Annotated in this window: 1 protein-coding gene; it reads right to left on the bottom strand. The window is 42.3% G+C overall.

Annotated elements, in window-relative coordinates:
- Nucleotides 1-234: 234 nt before the first annotated feature.
- Nucleotides 235-4529, bottom strand: a 4295-nt coding sequence (locus F6K54_RS40850; protein ID WP_293090182.1) for a CHAT domain-containing protein, incomplete at its 5' end; no start/stop codon positions are given.

Below are 4529 nucleotides of genomic sequence, written 5' to 3'. Positions count from 1 at the left end.
ACCGCGTCCCCGTGTCTCCGCGTCTCCGCGTCCTCAAAAACCCCCTCACCGCGTCCCCGTGTCTCCGCGTCTCCGCGTCCTCAAAAACCCCCTCACCGCGTCTCCATGTCCCCGTGTCTCCGCGTCCTCAAAAACCCCCTCACCGCGTCCCCGTGTCTCCGCGTCTCCGCGTCCTCAAAAACCCCGTCTCCGCGTCCTCAAAAACCCCCTCACCGCGTCCTCAAGAACCCCCATCTACCAGGGACTACCAACCATAGTAAACCCTGCCCAATAATAAGGATGAGATAAATTATGATTCTCCAGATTTGCTAACGCCGACGGTAACACCACTGCCCCACGCACTCCACTTCCCCTTAACTCCCCATCTACAATAACTACCTCTCCTCGCAACATTGCTAACTGTGCCTTTTTCAATGCCTCTGCCTTAATCTTGACATCATTCAAATGACTATAAAATTCTGTCATTAACCCTAAAGTTCCCTCATCACTCACATACCATACAGTAGCTAACGCTGACTTCACTCCTGCTGCTACTGCTAACCCCGCAAAACCTAATTCAGCATTTCTATCCCCTATGGCAGTCCGACAAGCAGACAATACTAACAACTCAACAGCAGGTTCATTCCAACCTAGTTCTCTCATTTTGTCTAACTTTATTTGTTCAGTTCCCCACAACTGAATATAAGAATTACTAGCTTTTCCTGGGCGAAAATCAGCATGAGTAGCTAAATGAATAATAGGATAAGGATAACTCTCTCTTTGAATCACTAGATTATCGCGAGTAAAATTTTCATTGAGGAACATATTACCCTGCCATAACTGTTGGGCAATATTTTCTAATTCTACAGGTACTGCTGGTAAGGGGTTTTGTTCAACAAATTCAGAAGCTCCCATTGCTAATACTTGAGTATCTTGAAGTGGGCGATAGTTAGTATCCATTAAACTCACACTAGGAATTAAACTGAGACTGTATTTTTCTATGAGAAATTGTTTTCCATCGTGTAATGCAGCCACAGGTAAAGTTCGTAAACCTTCATCCATACTAAATAGTAAAGTATCAATATTTGCTGCTTTTAATTCTGCGGATATAGGTGCGATGAACCAATCATATAATTGTTGTGCTGATGGTAGATAACTATTAGTATGACGACGTCGGGGATTTGTAATATGTGCCCGTAATTCTATCACAACTTCCATAAGTTTTTGGCGGTTAGCTTCGGCAATAGTTTTAATAATTGGCTCCCCTGATTTAGTGTATAGTATTATTTGTAATTGTTCGGGATAGGCATTAATATAAACAACGGCTGATTCTTTTCCAGTTTTTTTTGCCATATCAGTTAAGATATCTCGGACGTTTTTTGTCTGCAGTAATTGTTGGTTAAAATCTTCTCCAAAGTAATCTGAATATTCTTGAGTACGGTTTTCTTCTAGCATCATTACTACTTGGTTTGAACCTGTAGCGACTGTTAGAGGATTGGTATTAACAGTGTCAATTATTTTTAAGATTTGTTGGGTATCGGTGATATTGTTGATAGATTCTTCTACTTGTTCTTTGGCAGTGGCAGTATTGCTTGTTTGATCATTGTTGCTAGGGGTAATAGTTGAGGTGAGAGTGGATGTGTTGATTTCTACAGAATTTATGGTTGTATTATTTGGGGAATTATTGAGCAGATTAGCATTGTTATTTGCCTGAGTATTTTCTTGATTAAAAGGAGGATTAATAATCTGGTTATTACTATTAGGAATTACTGAGATATTATCTGTATTTTGATTGCCATCTGCTATCTGAATATTAATAGATTCATTTCCCGCAGTTTGAGCAACATTACCAATATTTTGATTACCATCTGCTATCTGAATATTGTTAGCATCATTTCCCGCAGTTTGAGTAACATTACCAATATTTTGATTGCCATCTGCTACTTGAATATTGTTAGCATCATTTCCCGCAATTTGAGTAACATTACCAATATTTTGATTGCCATCTGCTATCTGAATATTGTTAGCATCATTTCCCGCAGTTTGAGTAACATTACCAATATTTTGATTGCCATCTGCTATCTGAATATTGTTAGCATCATTTCCCGCAGTTTGAGTCACATTACCAATATTTTGATTACCATCTGCTACTTGAATATTGTTAGCATCATTTCCCGCAGTTTGAGTAATATCTCCTGTAGTGATGTCACCCTCTGCTATCTGAATATTGTTAGTATCATTCTCTGCTGTTTGATTAATATCCCCTGTAGTTTGGTCTTCTCCTGACTCAATATTAATATTTGCATCTCCCTCTCCAGCATTTTGATTAATATCCTCCGTAGTAATATCTTCCGGTGCCCTGAGTATTAAATCTCCTATTGTGCCATCAGAACTAATTTCAATATCATAAGTTGTAATAGAGCCATCTGTTGCTTCCACATTTATTTCACCTGCACTTGTTGTACCAATAGAACTCAAGTCCCCTGTGCCAACTTCTTCTCCGTTGATAATAATACTGCCACTACTTCCTGCTGGTGCTTCTGTGGTAACATTCCCTGTATTCACTGTTGCTGTGCGACTTTGAATGATTAAGTCCCCACTTTCTGTTGCTCCAAAAGATGAGACATTTGCTAAATTCACACTTTCTAGAGCAGTCAGTGTGACACTTCCTCCTATTCCTTGGTCCGAAAATGAGTCAATATCCCCACCGGAATCAATATTACCTATTTCACTTTCTACTGTAATAGTACCTCCCTGTTCCATTCCTTCTGAGCGAATGCCGTTAATAGTTATGCTACCTGGGGATGTGAGGTTAACATCTCCTGCTATTCCTTCTGTGGAAAATGTATTTAATTCTCCTTGGGCGTTGATGCTGTTTTCACTGCGACTGTCTATAGTAATATCTCCACCCCGTTGTGTTCCTTGGGAGAGAATATTTTCAATATTTACAGAACCTTCTGCCTTGATGTTGACATTTCCTGCTGTACCTCTTTCTGAGAATGTTTTTATTGCTTGAGTGACATTAATTTGTCCTTGTTGACTGGTGATGCTGACATCTCCACCTGTTGTCGGTTGGTTTAGGTTGAGGGCGTTTGCTTCTAGTTGGCCTGTGGTAATATTTTCTCTGGCATTGAGGGTGATGTCGCCCGAACCATCTGGGGAACGGGAGTTTATTATTCCGCCTGTGGTATCTATTGTGCCGTTGTTGCTGTTGAGGGTGATGTTTCCGGCAACACCTTGGGTTGCTTCTCCTTGGGGTAAGGGGATGAGGGTGAAGTTTTCGTTAACTGTTACTCTGTCTCTGACAAACCCAGATGCCAAGTCTATTTGTCCTGTTTCTATTGCGCCATCCGCAATAATATCTATTTTTCCTGTATCGCCAACATTGGCACCGGAATATATTCTGGCAGTTGTAGTGTTGATGTTGTTACCTGCTTCAAGAATAATATCTCCCCCTCTCCCCGTCTCAGCGTCTCCCACTCTCCGTGTCTCAGCGTCTCCCCCTCTCCGTGTCTCCGTGTCTCCCACTCTCCGTGTCTCAGCGTCTCCCCCTCTCCCCACTCCCCCGCTCCCCTGCTCTCCCTCTTGCTCTGGTGGTTCCGATGCTGATATAATATTACTGTCTTCTGTAATGTTGATATCGCCTCCCGCTTTGATGGTTATTTGACCTCCATCTGCATCGGCGAATGAATAAATGTCGTTGGTAGTAATATTGCCTTGGGGTGCTTCTAGGGTAACGTTACCTCCGTCGCCTCCTCCTGAATAGTTGGCAAGAAATTCACCATTGCTGGTGTCTATATTTCCAGTTTCTGTAATGATGGTAATTTGACCCCCTTGTTGTTCTCCGTGAGAACTGATGGTATTAGTAGTCACGTCTGTTTTCGCACTCAGAGTTACATCTCCAGCATTACCTTTTTCTGAAAATGATTGGATGGGTTGAGTAGCATTGATTTCTCCCTGTTGACTGGTAATGGTAATTTCACCCCCATCAGCAGTTTCTTGTGATTCTGAGGCAGAAGATTGGATAATGCCTGTGGTGATATTTTCTTGAGCTGTGATTTCTATTGCGCCTGCGTTTCCGGCATCAGTGCTTTTGGCAGAGATGGTGCTATTTGGAGCTATCATTTCTCCCGTGTTGATGGTGATATTTCCTCCATCTCCTGTGCCTGTTGTTTCTGTTAAGATTTGACCTTCTAGTTGGAATGTTTGGTTAGAGTTAATATTGATGCTGCCTCCGTCTCCACTGTCGGATGTGGCTGCTGATATTATTGTATTTTCAGCTATAGTAAGGTTTTCTGTTTCGATGTTGATGGTGCCTGCGTTGCCTGCGGCTGTGGTTTCAACTGTTATTCTGCCTTCTCCTGAAATATTTATGTTTTCTGGGGCAAATATGTTGATGTTACCTCCCTTTCCTGTGGATGTAGTACGAGCAGATATGAAGCCTTCTTCTGTAAAAGTAATATTGAGGTGGGGGTCAAGTTGGCCTATCTCCGCGTCTCCCCCTCTCCGCGTCTCCCCCTCTCCGCGTCTCTCCCTCTCCGCGTCTCCCC

Origin of the sequence: Okeania sp. SIO3B5 (genome assembly GCF_010692555.1) — a bacterium.
Lineage (GTDB): Bacteria > Cyanobacteriota > Cyanobacteriia > Cyanobacteriales > Microcoleaceae > Okeania.
Note: the sequence above shows the minus strand (reverse complement) of the source record. Positions and strands in the feature narration are given on the sequence as shown.